Source organism: Mycobacterium adipatum (assembly GCF_001644575.1).
Lineage (GTDB): Bacteria > Actinomycetota > Actinomycetes > Mycobacteriales > Mycobacteriaceae > Mycobacterium > Mycobacterium adipatum.
The window spans coordinates 34068-49336 of record NZ_CP015596.1 but is presented as its reverse complement, the minus strand read 5'-3'; the positions used below and the strand labels follow the sequence as shown (position 1 = coordinate 49336).

The window sequence follows — 15269 nt, the reverse complement described above, 5'->3', positions numbered from 1 at the left end:
CGAGCAGTACCCGGCCGTTGAAGAGTTCAATCGACCCGTTCGGGAAAATGTATTCGTATAATGTCGCGCCGATCTTGAAAAAAACATGTAAGCGCATTTCAGGACCATTTATCGGTTCATATTTGTGTCGACTTTCTCATTGAGAAGACCCTGCCTAAGCGCGTCGTGATGCGTATTTATCAAGGTCGAAAATTTTGGCTCAATTGCCGGATCTGTAATTTTCATACACGCCATTTATCGCTGTCTGGCAAACGTGAGGGTAACCACGTGTATCAAGGTCAAATTTGCTGCGCATCGATGCCTCTGCCGATTTTCCTGCTGGCCGCTCCCGCTGGCCGCGTGATGGGACTTCGCGACAAGCGGCATCGGCAGCGCGCGACTCCTCGGTCCGACTGCGCCGTAACGGATTACGGCCCTGGGCCGCGCAGCGCAGACCGTCCATTTTGCGAGGTCTACGCGGTGCCGTCGTTTGGCTGACGGGCATCCGGGGCATCCAGGCGGCAGTGCCGGCCGCGATTCCGTCTCGGCCCGTTGAGAACCCCTGAGAGGTACACGTGACCACCGCACATTCGTACGAACCCGACTCCCGGTTGATCGGCACCGTCGCCGACGGTGTGTATGCGCCGCGTGAGGACTCCGCCTTACTGGTGGACGTCATGTACAAAACCGGGCTGGCGCTGGGCTCGAAGGTCGCCGACCTATGCACCGGCAGCGGCGTGATCGCCGTCAACGCGGCCGCTCAAGGTGCCGCGCGGGTCTCCGCCTTCGACATCTGCCCCAAAGCGGTGCGCTGTGCCCGGACGAACGCGCAGCTGCACGAGGCTCAGGTCGACGTGCACCTCGGGTCTTGGGCGCGAGCAGCGGAGTTCGGGCCCTATGACCTTGTGGTGTGCAATCCCCCCTACGTGCCCAACGACCCGCACTGTGAATCGCTCCCGTCCACGGTGGGACCCGCTCGAGCCTGGGACGCGGGCTCGGACGGGCGGCTCATCCTCGACCCGCTGTGCGAGGCGGTGCCTGGCCTGCTCGCCGACGGCGGCAGCCTGCTGTTGGTGCAGTCGGAATTCGCCGATCCGCGCAAAACGCTGGAGTCGCTTTCTGCTGCCGGCCTCGACGCCGATATCGTTGCCTGGGAATGGATCCCGTTCGGGCCCGTGATGCATTCGCGAGCGCAGTGGCTGGAAGACACGGGACGTCTGCAGCCGGGCCGGCGCGAGGAGGAGCTGCTGGTGATCCGGGCGGATAAGCCGTGACCGATCGGGAGCCGCGCTGCGTGCGGGTGGTGCGCGGCGGACCGGTCATGATCGAGGGACCGGTGCGCATCGAATTGCCCGATGGCGCCCACGTGGAGTCCGACCGGTTCATGGTCGCGGTCTGCGCCTGCGGGCGCAGCAAGAACTATCCGTTGTGTGATACCAGCCACCGGCGGTGCCGTACCGGCGGCACCCGCACGAAGGATGCTCGGAGCACCGCGTGACCGATCAGTCGCGGGTGTCGATCACCTGCTGAGCGACCGACACCAGCTTGGTGTTGCTCTCCTGCGACACCTGTCGCAGCATCTCGAAGGCCTGCACGTCGTCGACCTTGTAGCGCTCCATGATGATGCCCTTGGCCTGCCCGATCCGGTCGCGGCTGGACAACGCCGCTTCCAGCTGTTCGCCTTCCTGGCTGGCCAGTATGGCCGCCGCGGCGTGCGCGGCGAGCACCACACCGATGGTCTCGGCTTCTCCCCGCCACACGTTGGGCTGAAAGCCGAACAGGTTCAGGGCGCCGGCCGTGCGATCCGATGTGTACAGCTTGAACGAGAGCCCACTGAGCACGCCGATCTCGACGCACGCCGGTGCGTAGCGGGGCCAGCGCGTCTCTTCGCGGAAGTCGTCGGTGCGCACGATCAGGTCTTCCAGCGCCGCTTGCACGCAGGGGCCCTCGTCGAACTGCATCTGCAGCCGGTGCAGTTCGGTGGTGAGACGGGCATCCTTGGGCATCGTCTCGAACGTGCGCTCCTTGCCGATCAGCAGAACACCCGCTGTGTCGACCCCGGGGATCAGCTCCAGCGCCGCGGCGGCAACGCCGGACAGCACCTCTTCGAGGCTCCGCGGCCCGGCAAGAGAGCGAGCCAACTCGGCCATTCGTGCCGCCAAGTCCTGCTTGTCCAAGAACGTCATGTTTGAGAGTCTCCCTTAAAGCGCGAGTGGTCGCACAAACCTTCGATGATCAGGCGTTGAGGGCGGTCAGCGCGTCATCGAGGGTGGGAAAGATGTCGATGATGTCGGCAATCCCGACCAGCTTGAGCGGGCGGCTGGTGGCGGGCCCGTCGGCGACGAGCACGACGCGTACCGACGGCGCGAGATTTTCGTGCGCGGCCACGAGCACGCCCATTCCGGACGAGCCGAGGAAGTCCACCCGGCCCAGGTCAACGATGACGGCGGCGGGGGAGGTTGCGGCCGCCGCTTTGATCCTTGCTTCGAGTTCGGGGGCGGTCAGCACGTCAAGCGTGCCGGCCACGGCCAATATGGCAACGTCGCCGACGCGCCGTTCTTCGATGGTGCAGCTATTGGTCGCTTTGGGACCACCCATGACCGATTCGGGCTCGCCCGCCATCGTCTACCTCCGATGTTTCAACCCCGACCCGATAATTGACCGAATAGTAGCCGTGGTCGAGGTGTGCAGCGCTACCGGTGGCGCCGGAAGGCCAAATGGCGCAAGCGTATCCAAACGGCGAACATGGCTCAATCGAGCGGCCGTCGCAGCGAGGTGTCTCCGTCAGCCCAGCACCGCATCATGTGGTCGGCCAACCGGTCTTCGACGAGTGCGTGTGCCCGGATCCCGAACACCACATCGCGATCGAGGTGCGGTTCGCGGGCCACCATATCGCCGACGACGTCGGTGCGCACCACCTGCTCGTGCACGGCGTCGGCTTCGACGTGCTCGGCGTAGAAATCGACGCAGGGCTGGGGTGCGTTCATCCTCCGCAGCGCGTCCACCAGACGTTGTGAGCCTGGCGGCGAGGTGATCTCGGTGGAAGCAAAGTGGCCGACCGCGGCGCCGCGGAGCCTGCGGTGCAAGCCGAACAGGGACATGAGATTGACCGCGGCCAGTGCTTCGGCCGGGACCTGATCGATGTAACCGAGGTAGCTGGAGTCCAGGTTCGCGGCTTCCAGCAGATCGGCGAACAGCTGCTGATGCAGGCGTGCCCCACGTCCCGCACCGAATTCGTCGAACTCGACCGCGACGAACCCCGCCTTCGCCTGCCCGATCAGTCTCGGGATGGCCCAGGCGTGCGGATCGCCCTCCTTGAGGTGATAGAGCGACCGGTGGACGAAATACTCGCGCATCTGGGCCCAGGTGCCGGCGTCGCGTAGGTGGTAGGACAGTCCCGTGCCGTCGGCCGGTTCGATGGACAGCCGCCGCATCTCCTCTGCCGCGGTCTCCTCGGCCCCGATATCGCCCACTCGGTCGCGGACTTCGGCGAGAAAGGTGTTCTCCAACCGACCACGCAGGTGCAGGAGTCCGGCATTCCACTCCCAACCCGGGTCCACGTTCTCGAAGCCGCGGTAGTGCAGCTCGTAGCAGATGTACAGCGCCAGTTGAAGATCAAGGCCGAGGGGATCGGAATCGCCGATGGAGGCCTCGACCTGAATCAGCGTGTTGACAGGCGCTCGCTCGGCGAGCAGTTCGGTGACGGCCAGCGACAGCGGGCCCCGCGGGTCCGGCAGCCGAGGTTCGACACTGATGGGTGCAACGCTCACTCCGACTCGGTACCCACTGCGGGTTGGTCTCAACCCTAGGTCGCTGAGGAACCCGGGCTGAGCAGGAAGGACACCAACACATCGGTGGCATCGGAGATGGCACCTGCGGCGATGACCTCGTAGCCGTGCGTGCTCAGCGTGGGAATGCACAGCAGACCGGCACGGGGACAGGTACCAATCGCCTTTGCGTGCGAGGCATCGGACTCGAAGGCGCCCAGCACCGCGGGCTGTGGGGCGAGACCTTGTCGTTTCGCGGCGTCCATCAAACCGTCGGCAACCGTCTTGTCATACACCGTGAGGGCATCGCTGTAGGCCACGATCGGCCCGCCGTGAACCGAGGTGCCGTACTCCTGTTCGGTGGGACCGACCTCCACGGCAACGGTGATCCCGTCCGGGAGGGTTCGGGCGGCGTAAACTCCACCGTTGGCGCCGACCTCCTCGGCCGTGGTGAACACCAGGTAGATGTCGCCACGGTAGGACTCTGGACTGTCTTGCAGCCGCTGGGCGGTCGCGAGCAGCACGGCGATCGCTGCCCGATCGTCGAGAAAGTAGCTGCCGATGTAGTCGCCGAAGCGGATCAGGTCGCGCTTGCTGCGATGGACGGCTACCCGGGTGCCGGCCGTGACCCCGGCCCGTTCCAACTGCGCGCAGGTGCGCCCGGTGAAAACGTAGACATGTAACCAGTCCAGCGCCTTGTCGCCCTGATCGGGTTTGGTCTCCCAGATGCGCTGGCTCTCTTTGGTGGTGTGCTCCGAGCCAAGGGTCAGCACACCCGTCAGCGTCTCGTGCCGCCCCAGGATCGCGACGGGACCCAGACCGAAATTCCCGGGGTACATGGTCCCCAGTGGCGAAAGCCGCAGCGTTCCGTCCGGCTCGACCCGTTTGACGACCATCGACAGCTCGTCCATGTGGGCCATGACGCGCACCGGGGGAGCGTGAGTGTCACCGGGGTCTCCCCGCAGCAGCGCTATCGCGTTTCCGGCCGCATCGACCCAGACTTCATCAGTGAGGGCGGAGAGCTCGCGTAGGCAGATGTCACGGATGGCGTCCTCGTGACCGCACGGCCCGTAGGTGCTCACGAGTTCCTGCAGCACGGCGTCGGGACTCATGGCAAGGGACTCGTTGCTGGTTGTGCCACCGGCCGAGCAGTGAACCGCACACCGAACTGGTTGAGCGTGAGCGGCAGTGGAGCTTGCGGGTCCAATGCGGGCGAGGAGTCGAGCTGCAGATCGAGGGCCGAGAACAACTGAGCCAGAGCTGTACTCGTGGTCAACAAGACGAGATTACGGCCGGGGCATTCGGCGGGGCCGGAGCTGAACGGCACCAGCTGTGGGAGTGAACGTGCGCGTCCGTCCAACCAGATGTCTGGCTCGAAAGTATCGGCGAACGGCAGGTCCGGGTCCCGGTGGAAAGCGGGGGCAACCACCAGGACCGACGAGCCGGCTCGGAACCGAGCACCGCCGGGCGCGAACGAATGGTCGGTGGTCAGCTCGCGCAGTATGGCGGGCGTGGTCGGCCACAGCCGGACCGATTCCAGCATCGTTGCGCGCAGGACCGGCCGCAGCCGCGCCTCCTCGGCGGCCTCGGTCTCACACCGGTCGAGAATATGGGGGTGGGTGCTGAGCAGGGCGGCAGCGCGCGCCATCGCCATCCCGGCGGCATCGAAGGCGAAGAGCCAATGCGGTACCTGCCCGATGGGATCCAGCGCCCCGGTCGCGGGAATGCGTGCCAGCGACCCGATTAGGCTGCGGGAGTCGCCGATCTCGGCGTAGTGGTAGAGCCGTTCGAAGAAGCGCTCCCGAAGGCGGGTGTGCGGCAAGCCCAGGAAAGACCAGTTGGCGGCTTTGCGCAGCCGCCATAGGTCATCGGTGACGGCATCGTCGTCACGGGCTTTGTCACCCAATACCATCCGGCGGACCGACCGCCACCATGTGCGGGTGAGCATCGCCGAGTCGAGGCTGCCCGCGCTGATCGCCGCCTTGGCGAGAATGTCGGACTCCTCGGCGATAATAGTCAGAAAGGCGTCTGCAAGGTGATGAGTGTCCGCATCGGTGTCGAGTGCCGCCTCATTCAGCGTACGGCGTTTGCTGCGAGTCTCGCCGTCGGAGATCAACACGGCGTGCGGCTGAAATTTTTCCAGTGCTCGGCGTTTCTCCCAGCTGGCCGGGTGGAACGGGTCTGGCGTCGATTCGAGCACGGAGCCCACGTGTTCCGGGTCGAGGATGACGACGATGCGCCTGCCGGGGATGGCCAGTTCGACTGGGCCAGAGCCGAATTGACGGCGCAGACTGCGGATGCGTGAAACCGCACGCCGGTCTGCTTGGAGACGTTCGAGCATTCCGACGACGGGGCGTCTGCGGGCGATGACTCCGGCGGCGATCGAGGCTCCCCCGAGATCGAGCAGTGCAGATGCCGCCGCGGGGCCGGTGAGTCGAGGTTGGTCCGTCATCATCAGCTCCCCGGCCATTCACCGGTCCACCGCTCGAAGACCCGCGCCCCTTGGCGGTCGATCACCGTTTTGACCACCGAGAAGATCGCCCCCTGCAGCGCCGCCGCCAGCACGACCTCTCTGAAGGAGTACTCGCGTTCCAGCGGACCCGGGGGGTCGGGATGATCGCCATCGGAGGCACGCTTCCAGACCTGCTTGAAGATGGCCCCGGCGATCAGGCCACCGGCCAGTGAGCCGGCCAGTCCGAACGGGCGGTACATGATCTTGGCCGTCATGGTCGGCTTGTGGGTGGTCATGATGATCCTCCTTGTCGACGGCGGCGCCAGAGAATGAGCCCCGCCACGATCGCCACGGTGGCTACCGTGGCAGGGGCTGCGGGGATCTTCGCCCTGGTAGCAGCGACCTTCTGCTGAGTCTGCTTCTTGACGTCGAGCTTGTCGGCCAGCGCTGCCACCGTCTCACCCACGGCGGCGCGGGTGTGTTCGATGTCCTCGGAGAGCTGTGCGATGTCCGGCGCGTCGGCGTCTGGGCGTTGCTCAGGCCCGGCCATGGCGGGCCTCCTGAACTGCCTGCACGTCCTGGGTGACGCTGGTGAGCACTTCGTGTGCCGCATCGGGCGCGCGCTGTACCTGTTGCTTGCCCACGACGGCTGCGATTCCGGCAGCGGCGAAGAGCGCGACGGCCACGACCGCGGCGGCGGCCCACACGGGCAGCACCAGCGCGAGCCCGGCGATAGCGGCGGTCACCACGGCAAGCAGGCCCAGACCGGCAAGCAGACCCGCGGTGCTGAACAAACCGCCACCTACCGCAGTCTTCTTCGCTGCGAGCTGAAATTCCTTCTGGGCAAGCTGCAGTTCGTCTCGAATGAGTCGAGAGGTCTGTGTCGTGAGCCGGTTGACCAGTTCGGGTATCGAGGGCTGTTCGACAGGGTTGGCGTCGAGATCTGTCATGGGAGAATCCAATCGCTGATTATCGGCGGGCTTACCGCCCATGCACGTGTGCATTGCCGGCGCTGCCACCGGCTAAACCTGGCCGTTTGGGCCGTCGCGGCTCGGGTACCCCATCACAACGACATCCTCCAGAGCAGGTGGGAATGGCGATCTGTGTCCTTCATAGGTCGTCTCCGTCATCGAATCCGACGATTTCATCGAGGAGTCTGTCTTGCGAGTTGCCTCAGTTCCGGCGTCGCACGTGTACGTCCGGCATCTATCACACCCCAATGGCATCGAACCGGTTGTGCGCCTGGCCGATCCGATACCGGCGGACAACAGGAAAGTTCCCGGCGGTTGGTGGCCTCCGCTGATGCTCGAACCCGGATGGATCGCCGAACACCACGACGAGTTCGACGTCTTCCACGTCCACTTCGGATTCGACGCCGTCACCACCAAGGATCTTGTGGAGCTCATCGATGAGTTGCGTCGGCACCGCAAGCCCTTGGTCTACACCGTGCATGATCTGCGCAACCCCCATCACCCCGATCCCGGGGTCCATGAGGACCAACTTGATCTCCTGACGTCCGCTGCGCATACCCTCATCACCCTCACCCCGGGTGCCGCCCATGCGGTCCAGCAGCGGTGGGGTCGCGAAGCCCAGGTGCTTCCCCATCCTCATGTCCTGAGCAGTGAACGGATCAAACGTGCACGAGCTCGCCAGCAGGACTTCGTGGTGGGCGTGCACGTCAAGAGCCTGCGGGCCAACATGGATCCGCTGGCCATCCTGGACACGCTGGCCGAGACGGTCAGCGCGCTGCCTGGCGCAGTGCTGCAGATCGATGTGCACGACGAGATTTTCGATCCGGACAACCATTGGTTCGCACCGGATGTGGGCCGCGCCCTGCTGGCATACGGCCATCGTGACCGTGTCAGGGTTCGCGTGCACCCGTACTTCACCGACGCCCAGCTGTGGGACTACCTCGACTCGCTGGCGGTTTCGGTACTGCCCTACCGCTTCGGATCGCATTCGGGCTGGTTGGAGGCCTGTCATGACCTCGGCACCGAGGTCATTGCGCCGAACTGCGGGTTCTACGGTGAACAACGACCGTGTGAACTTTTCGAACTCAACGAGAGCAGATTCGAGCCCGAGACCTTGCAGCGGGCCGTGACCACAGCGCATCGGCGCTGGAGTGCGGGCATTTCGGCGCCGCGGGCGAGCTGGGCGCAACGTCGAAATGAGCGGGTCGCCCTGTCCCGGGCGCATGCCGAGCTGTATCGCGAGGCGGTGGCATGACTGACAGCCTGCGGATCGCGGTCATCGCCTCCAACCGCTTTCCCATCCGTCAACCGTTCGCCGGCGGACTGGAATCGCATGTGTGGCATCTGGCCCGCGCATTGGCCGGCCAGGGCCATGCCGTCTCCCTGTTCGCGGGCGCGGGATCCGATGCTGCGCCGGGCTGCACCGCGCTCGCCGTCCGTCACCTCACGCTCTCCGAAGGGGCCAGCAGTGATATCTCGATGCCTGCGCGGTCCTTCATGGCCGACCACCACGCGTACCTGAGCGTGATGCTGGAAATGGCCCAGCGGGGCGCCCACGATTTCGACATCGTGCACAACCACAGCCTGCACCACCTGCCGGTCGCCATGTCACCGCTGCTTGAGGTGCCCATGCTCACCACCGTGCACACCCCGCCGACACCCTGGTTGGAATCCGGGTTGACGGCGACGTCGGGTACCGGCACCCGACTGGCCGCTGTCAGCCGGTACACCGCACAATCCTGGGCGCATGTGAGTCGGAGTATCGAGGTCGTGCCGAACGGAATCGACACCACGCGTTGGCCGTTGGGGCCGGGTGGGGACGGTCTGGTCTGGTTTGGGCGGATCACGCCGGAGAAGGGGACGCACCTGGCGATTGCTGCGGCGAACCGTGCCGGTCTGCCGTTGGTGGTGGCCGGACCGATATCGGACCCCACCTACTTCACCACGCACGTCGAACCGCTGCTCAGTGAACGCGTGTGCTACGCAGGGCATCTCACTCACAACGAACTGTCGCACCTGGTGGGTGCGTCGGCCGCCGCGCTGGTCACCCCGATGTGGGATGAGCCCTTCGGCCTGGTGGTCGCGGAGGCGATGTCCTGTGGCACACCGGTGGTGGCCTTCGACCGCGGCGGCATCCCGGAACTGCTGGACCCACAGGCCGGACGGCTGGTGGCGCCCGGCGATATCGACGCCATGGCCGCGGCGATACCCGAGGTCGTGGGTCTGTCGCGGCTCGCTGTTCGGCAACACGCCAAGGACCGTTGTTCGGCTGAAGCGATGTTGCGCTCCTACCTGAGCCTGTACCGGCAGATTATCCGCGACCCGAGGGACAGAAACGATGATCGGCTACTACGTGCACCATCACGGCTTCGGCCACCTTGCGCGGGCGATGAGCATCTGCCAACACCTCAACCGACCGGTCACCGTGCTGACCAGCCGTCCGGTGCCGGCGTCGAACCCGTTCACGGCCGTTGTCGAGCTTCCGCGTGATGACGACGCCGACGAGGTGCGCCGGCCGACAGCCAACGGGGCGCTGCACTGGGCGCCACATCTCGATGATGGATACGGCGCACGCATGGGAGCCCTGGTGGAGTGGGTGCGGCAGGCGCGGCCGGAAGTCTTCGTCGTCGATGTGTCCGTCGAGGTCGCGGTGCTCGTGCGGCTGCTCGGGATACCGGTCGTGGTGACGGCGTTGCCGGGCAACCGAATCGACCACCCGCATCGGCTGGTGCACAGGATGGCCGACCAGATCATCGCCGCCTGGCCGCGTGCGCTGCGCGTACCGCCCTGGCTGCGGCCCCACGAGAGCAAGACCGCATTCGTGGGGGGTATCAGCCGTTTCGACGGCAGGCCCCGTGCCGTCGGAAGCCAGGACGGGACACGGGTGGTCGTGCTCGCCGGGGCTGACGGAATGGGGGTGGGGAGTGGGGAGTGCAATGGCCCCGCGACGGGCGAGGTGACGTGGACATCGCTGGGTGCAACGCGAGGTGACTGGACGGCAGATCCCTGGCCGCAGATCAGTGCGGCGGACGTGGTGGTCACCCATGCCGGCCAGAACGCGATCGCCGATGTCGCCGCGGCGCAGCGCCCGGCGGTCGTGATACCACAGAACCGCCCCTTCGACGAGCAGCGTGTGACGGCGCAGGTGCTGCACCACCACCGACTCGCCGTCGTGACACCGTGCTGGCCACCTGCTCGCGCCTGGCCCGCGCTGCTGAAGCGAGCGAAAGGCATTGATTGCCAACAGTGGAAACTGTGGGAGGTCGAAGGGGCCGCGGCCCGGGCCGCCGCGGCGATCGAGGAGACGGCGCGCCGCTGCCGGGGCAGGGCGGCGCCATGAGAACCGCGGTGATCACCCTGACACACCGCCGGTCAGCGCATCTGCGCAATCAACGAACAGGCCTGACCCGCGGCGGTCGGCCGACCGATATGCACGTTATCGTCGCCATGGACGACCCAGCGGTCAGGGACGACCTCGATGACGGTGGCCCACCCGCGATCGTGGTGGACTGCGCGACAGCCCAGGACGCGTTGCCGCTCGCCCGCGCGCGCAACGCCGGTGCCGCCGCGGCAATCGAAGCCGGGGCGGAACTGCTCATCTTCCTCGACGTGGACTGCATACCAGGGTGCGATTTGGTCAACCGCTACCACTCGGCGGCATCCCAGTCACCGCATGCCGATGCGCTGCTGTGTGGGCCGGTGACCTACCTACCCCCGCCGGGAGAGCAGGGTTACCCGGTGGATCGACTGCACGAGTTGGTGCGGCCACATCCCGCGCGCCCGGCGCCGGTCGGCCATCAGATCATCGTCGGAGCCGACTACCGCTTGTTCTGGTCATTGTCGTTCGCGGTCAGGCCATCCACTTGGCAGCGCATCGGCGGCTTCTGCGAGGAGTACCGCGGCTACGGGGGAGAGGACACCGATTTCGCGCAGTGTGCTGCAACGCGGGGTGTCTCGATGCGATGGATCGGTGGTGCCGACGCGTTCCACCAGTACCACCCGGTGTCCGATCCACCGGTCGAGCACCTCGGCGACATCTTGCGCAACGCCGTTGTGTTCCATCGACGCTGGGGATGGTGGCCGATGGAAGGCTGGCTGCGGAGTTTCGCCTCGCTCGGGTTGATCGATCGGGACGGCGACGGGACACCGCATCGGGTGCACACCGGTGGTTGGACGGCCGCGCCGCGGGGCATCCCGGCTTCATGAGAGTCTCCGAGGTTGCCGGGTTGCCTTTCCGGGCGGGCGCAGCGGTGCGTCATGCTCGGCTGTTTCACCCCGAGGGGGTGCTGTGTTCTGGAACCGTCCTCCGCACCGCCGACCCTGGACGCGGGTTGCCGCTGACCGACGGCCAGGTGGTCGGCAGGTTCTCCAAAGGGGTGGGTCTGCCCGGTTCGCTGCCCGACTTCGCGGGGCTGGCGTGGCGATCGCAGACAGCGGGTGGACGTCCGTGGGATGTCCTGATGGTGTCGGCCCTCACTCGGGTGGCGCTGATGCCGTCCGCCTCGTGGTCATCGGCGGTGTTCTCCACGCTGATGCCGCTGGGCTATGACGGGAAGACCTTTTGGTTACGGGCCCGGCTGAGCGCTCCCGCCCAGTTGCCGGGCCTGTCCATCGAAGGCATCCGGTCGCGGCTGCAAGCGGGCGGGGTGGTGCTCGATGTCGAGCAGGCCCAGGGTGCCGGCGGCTTCGAGTCGCTGGCGATACTCGAGTTCGATCGGGTTGTCGAAACATCATGGCCACCAAAGGATGTATCGTTCGATCCGGCCATCAACCTGGCGCCCGGCGTGAGCCTGCTTCCGCAGTGGCTGACTGCGCTGCGGCGACGGGCGTATCGCAGCAGTCGGCAGGGGCGCGACGCGCAGTAGGACGTGACCGTGCGTCACAGCGTGTCGGGCAGCGCGGCGCCGGTGGCCAGTCGGGCGTACTCACGCATCAGCCGCAGCGCGGTGCGGCGGTCCAGCGCCGGATCGCGGGCGACGATGCGGTAGCCGAAATAGTCCTCCATCGACATCAGCGTCATGGCGATATCGCGGGCGGGGGAGGCTAGCCGGAAGGCGCCCGCTTGGGCCCCGGCGGTGAGCAGGTCGCTGTAGAGGTCGACCTGCCGGTGATAGATCGCCTGCACATCGCGGCGTTGGTCGAGTTCGAACCCCGCCGCCAGCACGGCCCGCCAGATCGCGCGCCATTCGGCGTCCTCGGGTCCGGTGGGCAACCCGGCTGCCATGGTCAAGGCGAGCTGGGTGGCTGGGTCGTCGGTCTGGGTGCCGAGCCGCAGGCGCTCGTCGTAGAACCGGACATCGGAGCGAAGCGCCAGCTCGGAGAGGAGTTCGGCCATGTCCTTGAAGTAGTACCGCAGCGCGTTGGTGGTCAGGCCGATCTCGGCGGCCACATCGGCGAGCTTGAGTGTGGCCAGATCGTGGCGCTCGATGACGGCGATGGCCGCGTCCAGGATTTCGCCACGTCGCTCCTCTTGCCGGTTCGGTCGCGCCATGCCCCTATTTTGCCGTTCCTGTTGCGCGGTGGCGCACGCGGGCGCATAGTTCTTTTCCAAATAGGAAAATAACTCCTGAACGAAAAGAAACCAATGCGTGCCAGAGATCTCGGGGTGGTCGTCGGGAAGCACCTGACCGGACCCCACAACGCCATCACCGATGTGCCGGGTGTGCGCGTCGGCCACACCACGCTGCAGGGCGAGGGCGTCAACACCGGCGTGACCGTGATCGTCCCGCACGACGACATCTGGACCGAGCCGGTCTTCGCGGGCTCCCACGTCCTCAACGGCAGCGGCGAACTGACCGGACTGGAGTGGATTCGCGAATCCGGCGAACTGACCACCGCGATCGGGCTCACCAACACCCACAGCGTCGGCGTGGTGCGCGACGCATTGGTCGCCGAGCAGGTGCGCGTCCGCGGCGACGGGGCGTACTGGTCGTTGCCGGTGGTAGGCGAGACCTACGACGGTTTCCTCAACGATATCAACGGTTTTCACGTTCATTCCGAACACGTGCGCGCGGCACTGGCATCGGCATCCGGCGGGCCCGTTGCCGAGGGCAATGTCGGTGGCGGTACCGGGATGATCTGCCACCAGTTCAAGGGCGGTATCGGCACCGCCTCGCGGGTCGACGGATACACCGTGGGAGTTCTGGTGCAGGCCAATCACGGTCGCCGCGAACGCCTTCGGATCAACGGCGTGCCAGTGACGCAGCCCGACGTTCCGCTGCCGGCGTATCCGCCCGGATATGCGCCGGGGTCGGGGTCCGTCATCGTCATCGTCGCGACCGACGCACCGCTGCTGCCGCACCAGTGTCGACGGCTGGCCCAGCGCAGCGCACTGGGCGTCGGCCGTCTCGGCGGTACCGGCGAGCAGTACAGCGGTGACCTGATGCTGGCGTTCGCCACCGGCAACCGCGGCATCCCGCCCTACGGGATGACCGCGGACGCCGACGTGATGGCGCCGGAGATCCCGCTGCGCATGGTGGGCCCGCAGGCGATGGACCTGCTGTTCGACCTGACCATCGAGGCCACCGAGGAAGCCATCGTCAACGCCATGGTCGCCGCCGAGACGGTGACCGGACACCGGGGATACACCGTGCACGCCATCGACCACGCATTGCTCACATCGGCCCTTGAGGAGAGCCCATGACCACCACCGAAAGTCGGCGCCTGTCCGGGCGCCTCGGACCCGTCGGCATCGTCTTCATGGTCGTCGCCGCGGCGGCCCCACTGACGGTCATCGGCGGTAACATGCCGCTGGCCATGGGACTGGGTAACGGTGCCGGTGCTCCGGTCGGCTTCCTGTTGGCCTCGCTGGTACTGCTGGTGTTCAGCGTCGGATTCGTGACGATGACACCGCATGTTCCGGAGGCCGGCGCCTTCTTCTCCTACGTCACAGTCGGTCTCGGTGAGCGGATGGGCAAGGGGATCGCGGTGGTCGCGCTGATCGCCTACACCGCCATCCAGATCGGAATCTACGGATACATCGGCTGGGCCATCGGTGACACGGTGGCGTTCTACAACGGCCCCGTCATCCCGTGGCCCGTCTATTCGTTCGCGGTGCTGGCAATCGTCGCCGTGCTGGGCTACCGCCATATCGAGCTGAGTGCCAAGGTGCTGGGCGTGGCACTGGCGCTGGAAATCGGCATCGTGGTCATCCTGAACCTGGCGATCGTGGCCGACCCGGGCCCGGCCGGCATCACCTTCGCTTCCTTCACCCCGGCGGAGTTCGGCCAGGGCGCCATCGGCATCGCCATCCTGTTCGCGTTGACCGGTTTCATCGGGTTCGAGGCGACCGCGGTGTTCCGTGACGAGGCCCGCGACCCGGAGCGCACGATTCCGCGTGCCACCTACGCCGCCGTTCTTCTGATCGGCGCGTTCTACACACTGACCGTGTGGGCGTTCGTGGTGGCGATCGGCCCGGACCTGGTGGCGGCCACCGCGCAGCAGACCCTCGACGGCGAGGGCAACATGCTGCTCGACACGACCGATGCCACACTGGGCCGTGCGGGTCGCGACATCGTCAACGTTCTGCTGCTGACCAGTCTCTTCGCCTGTGTGTTGTCCTTCCACAACGTGATCGCGCGCTACCAGTTCGTGTTGTCGCGCAAGGGTCTGCTGCCGGCTCGCCTCGGCACGGTGCACGGCAGCCATGAGTCCCCCGCCTTCTCCTCGGTGGTGCAGACCGTGACGGCAGCGATCATCGTCGCCATCCTGGCGATCCTCGGAATCGATCCCCTGGTCGGTGTTTTCGGTTCCATGGCGGGTGTCGCCACCGTCGGCATGGTGCTGCTGATGCTGACCACATCGGTGGCGGTGCTGGTCTTCTTCCTCAAGAACCGCGAGCTCGGCGGCACGGCGGTGTGGCGAACCCGGATCGCTCCCGTGCTGGCCGTGCTGGGTCTGCTCGCCAGCCTGTGGCTGGTGTTGTCCAACTTCACCCTCGTCACCGGTGGCAGCGCCGCGCTCAGTACGATCCTGGCCGCGGTGCCGTTCGTCGGCCTGGCGATCGGGGCGCTGTTGTGGAAGCCGGCCGGCGCCACGTTGACCTGATCGAGTGTTGTTGCCGCGTATGTGGTGATCATGGCCTGGTGTTTAGCCGAGGGT

General features: G+C 66.2%; 18 protein-coding genes. 9 read left to right on the top strand and 9 right to left on the bottom strand.

The annotated features are described in order from the left end of the window. The first annotated feature begins 554 nt into the window (after positions 1-554). Positions 555-1253, top strand: coding sequence for a HemK2/MTQ2 family protein methyltransferase (locus tag A7U43_RS00240; protein ID WP_067989742.1), 699 nt, complete (start codon positions 555-557; stop codon positions 1251-1253). Positions 1254-1300: 47 nt separating this feature from the next. After that, positions 1301-1477 (top strand): CDGSH iron-sulfur domain-containing protein, encoded by a 177-nt coding sequence (locus A7U43_RS00235; RefSeq protein WP_082902338.1) that lies wholly within the window; start codon positions 1301-1303, stop codon positions 1475-1477. Positions 1478-1481: 4 nt separating this feature from the next. On the opposite strand, the gene A7U43_RS00230 is transcribed toward A7U43_RS00235, so the two are convergent. From A7U43_RS00230 to A7U43_RS00195, 8 genes are all read right to left on the bottom strand, one after another. Further along, positions 1482-2165, bottom strand: coding sequence for a GAF and ANTAR domain-containing protein (locus A7U43_RS00230; protein WP_067989739.1), 684 nt, complete (start codon positions 2163-2165; stop codon positions 1482-1484). Between the two features lie 49 nt (positions 2166-2214). Further along, entirely contained in the window at positions 2215-2601 is a 387-nt protein-coding gene (locus tag A7U43_RS00225) for an STAS domain-containing protein (protein ID WP_082901969.1), read from the bottom strand. A gap of 128 nt (positions 2602-2729) precedes the next feature. Then, positions 2730-3749, bottom strand: coding sequence for an iron-containing redox enzyme family protein (locus A7U43_RS00220; protein ID WP_067989737.1), 1020 nt, complete (start codon positions 3747-3749; stop codon positions 2730-2732). Positions 3750-3784: 35 nt separating this feature from the next. Continuing rightward, on the bottom strand, positions 3785-4858 hold the full coding sequence (locus tag A7U43_RS00215) for a M42 family metallopeptidase (RefSeq protein ID WP_067989734.1): 1074 nt from the start codon (positions 4856-4858) through the stop codon (positions 3785-3787). Continuing rightward, complete coding sequence (locus tag A7U43_RS00210; RefSeq protein WP_156525799.1) at positions 4855-6198, bottom strand: cytochrome P450; 1344 nt, start codon at positions 6196-6198, stop codon at positions 4855-4857. Before A7U43_RS00210 ends, A7U43_RS00215 begins: the two co-directional genes overlap by 4 nt. Positions 6199-6200: 2 nt before the next feature. Beyond that, on the bottom strand, positions 6201-6494 hold the full coding sequence (locus tag A7U43_RS00205) for a DUF4235 domain-containing protein (RefSeq protein WP_067989733.1): 294 nt from the start codon (positions 6492-6494) through the stop codon (positions 6201-6203). After that, on the bottom strand, positions 6491-6748 hold the full coding sequence (locus tag A7U43_RS00200) for a DUF3618 domain-containing protein (protein WP_067989731.1): 258 nt from the start codon (positions 6746-6748) through the stop codon (positions 6491-6493). Before A7U43_RS00200 ends, A7U43_RS00205 begins: the two co-directional genes overlap by 4 nt. Then, a complete protein-coding gene (locus tag A7U43_RS00195; RefSeq protein ID WP_335582832.1) occupies positions 6735-7190 on the bottom strand; it encodes a phage holin family protein in 456 nt (151 codons plus the stop codon). The genes A7U43_RS00200 and A7U43_RS00195 overlap by 14 nt, the downstream gene beginning before the upstream one ends. A gap of 310 nt (positions 7191-7500) precedes the next feature. Between A7U43_RS00195 and A7U43_RS00190 the strand changes: the two genes are divergently transcribed. Genes A7U43_RS00190 through A7U43_RS00170 form a run of 5 tightly spaced genes read left to right on the top strand, consistent with a single transcriptional unit; the run spans position 7501 to position 12034 of the window. Then, complete coding sequence (locus A7U43_RS00190) at positions 7501-8424, top strand: glycosyltransferase family 1 protein (protein WP_231963492.1); 924 nt, start codon at positions 7501-7503, stop codon at positions 8422-8424. Continuing rightward, positions 8421-9659, top strand: coding sequence for a glycosyltransferase family 4 protein (locus tag A7U43_RS00185; protein ID WP_067989725.1), 1239 nt, complete (start codon positions 8421-8423; stop codon positions 9657-9659). The genes A7U43_RS00190 and A7U43_RS00185 overlap by 4 nt, the downstream gene beginning before the upstream one ends. Beyond that, complete coding sequence (locus tag A7U43_RS00180; RefSeq protein WP_082901968.1) at positions 9559-10509, top strand: glycosyltransferase; 951 nt, start codon at positions 9559-9561, stop codon at positions 10507-10509. Before A7U43_RS00185 ends, A7U43_RS00180 begins: the two co-directional genes overlap by 101 nt. Then, on the top strand, positions 10506-11375 hold the full coding sequence (locus A7U43_RS00175) for a glycosyltransferase family 2 protein (RefSeq protein WP_067989723.1): 870 nt from the start codon (positions 10506-10508) through the stop codon (positions 11373-11375). Before A7U43_RS00180 ends, A7U43_RS00175 begins: the two co-directional genes overlap by 4 nt. Beyond that, the gene (locus A7U43_RS00170) at positions 11372-12034 is read left to right on the top strand and encodes a phosphodiesterase (RefSeq protein ID WP_068001610.1); all 663 of its coding nucleotides are present in this window, start codon (positions 11372-11374) and stop codon (positions 12032-12034) included. The genes A7U43_RS00175 and A7U43_RS00170 overlap by 4 nt, the downstream gene beginning before the upstream one ends. 14 nt (positions 12035-12048) lie before the next feature. Here A7U43_RS00170 and A7U43_RS00165 read toward each other — a convergent pair whose 3' ends face one another. Then, positions 12049-12660 carry a TetR/AcrR family transcriptional regulator gene (locus A7U43_RS00165; protein WP_067989722.1) on the bottom strand — a complete coding sequence of 204 codons (612 nt, stop codon included), beginning with the start codon at positions 12658-12660 and terminating at the stop codon, positions 12049-12051. 93 nt (positions 12661-12753) lie between these two features. Between A7U43_RS00165 and A7U43_RS00160 the strand changes: the two genes are divergently transcribed. Together A7U43_RS00160 and A7U43_RS00155 are read left to right on the top strand one after the other, a co-directional pair. Next, positions 12754-13812 (top strand): DmpA family aminopeptidase, encoded by a 1059-nt coding sequence (locus A7U43_RS00160; RefSeq protein WP_067989719.1) that lies wholly within the window; start codon positions 12754-12756, stop codon positions 13810-13812. Beyond that, positions 13809-15215, top strand: coding sequence for an APC family permease (locus A7U43_RS00155; RefSeq protein ID WP_067989718.1), 1407 nt, complete (start codon positions 13809-13811; stop codon positions 15213-15215). The genes A7U43_RS00160 and A7U43_RS00155 overlap by 4 nt, the downstream gene beginning before the upstream one ends. Positions 15216-15269: the final 54 nt, after the last annotated feature.

Excerpts from the sequence above, each read along its gene's own strand:
- A7U43_RS00235 (WP_082902338.1), top strand. The coding sequence starts at position 1,301 with ATGATCGAGGGACCGGTGCGCATCGAATTGCCCGATGGCGCCCACGTG.
- A7U43_RS00230 (WP_067989739.1), bottom strand. The coding sequence starts at position 2,165 with ATGACGTTCTTGGACAAGCAGGACTTGGCGGCACGAATGGCCGAGTTG.
- A7U43_RS00225 (WP_082901969.1), bottom strand. The coding sequence starts at position 2,601 with ATGGCGGGCGAGCCCGAATCGGTCATGGGTGGTCCCAAAGCGACCAAT.
- A7U43_RS00215 (WP_067989734.1), bottom strand. The coding sequence starts at position 4,858 with ATGAGTCCCGACGCCGTGCTGCAGGAACTCGTGAGCACCTACGGGCCG.
- A7U43_RS00210 (WP_156525799.1), bottom strand. The coding sequence starts at position 6,198 with ATGACGGACCAACCTCGACTCACCGGCCCCGCGGCGGCATCTGCACTG.
- A7U43_RS00205 (WP_067989733.1), bottom strand. The coding sequence starts at position 6,494 with ATGACCACCCACAAGCCGACCATGACGGCCAAGATCATGTACCGCCCG.
- A7U43_RS00200 (WP_067989731.1), bottom strand. The coding sequence starts at position 6,748 with ATGGCCGGGCCTGAGCAACGCCCAGACGCCGACGCGCCGGACATCGCA.
- A7U43_RS00195 (WP_335582832.1), bottom strand. The coding sequence starts at position 7,190 with ATGGGCGGTAAGCCCGCCGATAATCAGCGATTGGATTCTCCCATGACA.
- A7U43_RS00190 (WP_231963492.1), top strand. The coding sequence starts at position 7,501 with ATGCTCGAACCCGGATGGATCGCCGAACACCACGACGAGTTCGACGTC.
- A7U43_RS00185 (WP_067989725.1), top strand. The coding sequence starts at position 8,421 with ATGACTGACAGCCTGCGGATCGCGGTCATCGCCTCCAACCGCTTTCCC.
- A7U43_RS00180 (WP_082901968.1), top strand. The coding sequence starts at position 9,559 with ATGAGCATCTGCCAACACCTCAACCGACCGGTCACCGTGCTGACCAGC.
- A7U43_RS00175 (WP_067989723.1), top strand. The coding sequence starts at position 10,506 with ATGAGAACCGCGGTGATCACCCTGACACACCGCCGGTCAGCGCATCTG.
- A7U43_RS00170 (WP_068001610.1), top strand. The coding sequence starts at position 11,372 with ATGAGAGTCTCCGAGGTTGCCGGGTTGCCTTTCCGGGCGGGCGCAGCG.
- A7U43_RS00165 (WP_067989722.1), bottom strand. The coding sequence starts at position 12,660 with ATGGCGCGACCGAACCGGCAAGAGGAGCGACGTGGCGAAATCCTGGAC.
- A7U43_RS00160 (WP_067989719.1), top strand. The coding sequence starts at position 12,754 with ATGCGTGCCAGAGATCTCGGGGTGGTCGTCGGGAAGCACCTGACCGGA.
- A7U43_RS00155 (WP_067989718.1), top strand. The coding sequence starts at position 13,809 with ATGACCACCACCGAAAGTCGGCGCCTGTCCGGGCGCCTCGGACCCGTC.